2 protein-coding genes are annotated in these 1,524 nt (G+C 33.1%); both read right to left on the minus strand.

The features are described 5' to 3' along the window. Window positions 1–39 precede the first annotated feature (39 nt). Complete coding sequence (mog, locus tag AC07XN_RS24360; RefSeq protein WP_494744930.1) at window positions 40–573, minus strand: molybdopterin adenylyltransferase; 534 nt, start codon at window positions 571–573, stop codon at window positions 40–42. Between the two features lie 265 nt (window positions 574–838). Continuing rightward, window positions 839–1,417 carry a TetR/AcrR family transcriptional regulator gene (locus AC07XN_RS24365; RefSeq protein WP_309916156.1) on the minus strand — a complete coding sequence of 193 codons (579 nt, stop codon included), beginning with the start codon at window positions 1,415–1,417 and terminating at the stop codon, window positions 839–841. Window positions 1,418–1,524: the final 107 nt, after the last annotated feature.

The following is a 1,524-nucleotide window of genomic DNA, read 5'->3' on the forward strand; positions in this document are numbered from 1 at the left end:
GAAAAATGCCTGCAAAATTAATTTTGCAGGCATTTTTCTTTATTGCTTTGGTCTAAATTCTTTCATAAACTCTTGATTACAAACAAGGTAAGGCCCTTCAAGTAAATCAATACAATATGGAACGGCAGGAAAAACAGCATCCAAACATTGTCGAATAGCTTTAGGTTTGCCAGGCAGGTTGATGATTAATGATTTCCCTCTGATTCCAGCCGTTTGGCGTGACAAAATGGCTGTGGGAACATATTTCAGACTTTCCATCCTCATTAACTCCCCGAAGCCAGGCATTATCTTTTCACAAACAGCCTCGGTTGCTTCTGGGGTTACATCTCTTTTACTCGGTCCAGTTCCTCCTGTTGTTACTATCAAGCAACAATTGTGCGTGTCCGCCATTTCGATGAGCGTTTCAGAAATTAAAACCTGCTCATCTGGAATTACTTTGTAAACCGTTTCAAATGTGGAGACTAAATATTCTTTTAATGTTTCAACAACGGCTTTTCCGGGAATGTCCTCATAAATACCAGCACTTGCTCGGTCTGAAATATTAATTACCCCAATTTTAATAAGTTCTTGCATATATTTAAGCGATACTTGGTAAATGTTTTCTTTCAAATTTTTAAATATAACTTAAAATTCTTTGAGGACTAGTATTTGATGAGTTAATTTGTAAGATTCAGCGTTAGTGTTATGTCATTTAAACTTTACTCTTTATTCAAATGCTTTTATTCCAGTCTCAATTATCAAAAGGTACCGAAAACTTATTTTCTTTATTATTCCTTATTTTACTATTGGGGGCATTGTATATTGCCTTCAAGATTTTCAATAAGAATAGATAAAACAATTATGGCTTTTTTATCCCATCCCAGCAAGTGAAAAATGCCATTTCGAGGTCTGATGAAGTCATTAAAAACTCCCCTGATAAACGAAGTTTAATCAAAGAACTTGCACTTCCAGTAACCATAGCAATAAGTATTTTAGGAGGGATGTCTCTAACCACTTGTGTGAAAACAGCTTTTCTTAGAAAATCATAAATTGGTTGTTCTAATCTAACAATGTCTTCTTTTTGGAGCATACTAATGTACGGAGAATTCATAAATTGTTCTAAGAAATAGAACTCTTTAGGATTAGTATAATAGTAATTAATCATTTGCAGATAAAAACTACGGAAGCGATCTTTGAAAGGTTTTGAAGGATCATCATTTTTAAATATATTCTGAATCGATTTTTCACGTTTATAGACATAGAGTGCGCAAATGAGTTCGTCTTTACTTTTGAAATAATGATAAATTGTTCCTGCAGCTACATTTGCTTTTTTGGCTACTTCAGACATGGGTGAACTGTGGAATCCATGTTTTGATATTAATTCGAGGGTTGCTTGAAAAATGGCTTCTTTTTTGTCGAAATCTTTAACAGTATTCATAAAATAGTGGAAGGAAGGTAAAATGGGTTTTAAACTCAGTGTGTAAGTGATTAATTGAAATTAGGCTTTAAATATAGATTAAAATTAGGAATAATTAAGTATTTAAT

It is taken from the genome of Arcicella sp. GW458-12-2-14-TSB2, from assembly GCF_059423785.1.

Coding starts and splice junctions, on each gene's coding strand:
- mog (WP_494744930.1), bottom strand. CDS start 573: ATGCAAGAACTTATTAAAATTGGGGTAATTAATATTTCAGACCGAGCA.
- AC07XN_RS24365 (WP_309916156.1), bottom strand. CDS start 1,417: ATGAATACTGTTAAAGATTTCGACAAAAAAGAAGCCATTTTTCAAGCA.